The sequence below is a fragment of the Stenotrophomonas sp. YIM B06876 genome (assembly GCF_030711595.1).
Classification (GTDB): domain Bacteria; phylum Pseudomonadota; class Gammaproteobacteria; order Xanthomonadales; family Xanthomonadaceae; genus Stenotrophomonas.
This window is the reverse complement of the sequence record NZ_JAUJUJ010000349.1, coordinates 1-864: the sequence shown is the minus strand read 5'-3', so window position 1 is coordinate 864 and position 864 is coordinate 1. Positions and strand designations below refer to the sequence as shown.

Here is an 864-nt window from a genome sequence, read left to right as displayed (position 1 = left end):
TGTAAAACTCGCGCGCGTAGGTGCCCTGCTCTCGCGGACCGTAGCTGGAGGCCTTGCGACCGCCAAAGGGGGCGTGATAGTCCACGCCGGCCGTTGGCACATTCACCATCACCATGCCGGCGGTCGAGCGGCGCTTGAAGTCGGTGGCGTGCTTCAGCGACGTGGTGCAGATGCCGGAGGACAGACCGAACGGCGTATCGTTGGCGGTGATCAGCGCTTCCTCGTAATCCTTGACGCGGATGACCGTAGCCACTGGACCGAAGATCTCCTCCCGGTTCACACGCATGGCGTTATGCGTTTCGGTGATGAGGGCCGGCGAGAGGTAGTAGCCCGGCGTGGCGCGTTGCAACCGCTCCCCGCCTGCCACCAGACACCCCCCCTCCTGCTGGGCCAGGTCAATGTAGAAAAGATCCTGATCCAGTTGGTCTTGCGACACCACGGGGCCGATGTCGGTATCAGCTTCCAGGGCATGTCCGACTTGGAGCGCGGCCATGCGCGCAGCTAGAGCTGCAACGAAACGGTCGTGAATCCCCTCTTGAACGATCAGGCGGCTGGACGCAGTGCAGCGCTGGCCGGTGGAATAGAAGCTGCCCTGCAGGGCCACCGTGACGGCAAGGTCCAGATCGGCATCATTGAGGACGACGAGCGGGTTCTTGCCCCCCATTTCGAGCTGCACCTTGGCGCCACGCTCCATGCAGGTCAATCCGATGCTGCGGCCGGTGCCCGTCGAACCGGTGAAGCTGAGCGCACGCACTTTGTGCGAACTCACCAGGGCCTGACCCACCTTGGAGCCGGGCCCCATCACCAGATTGAAGGTGCCGGGAGGCAGCTGGCCGGCTCGCACAATGATTTCCGACAGCGCCC

1 protein-coding gene is annotated in these 864 nt (G+C 63.9%); it reads right to left on the bottom strand.

Translation table 11 applies throughout. From position 1 onward, the window contains the following. Positions 1-864: aldehyde dehydrogenase family protein (locus QZH66_RS17215; RefSeq protein ID WP_305807064.1), on the bottom strand; the 864-nt coding region annotated here is incomplete at both ends.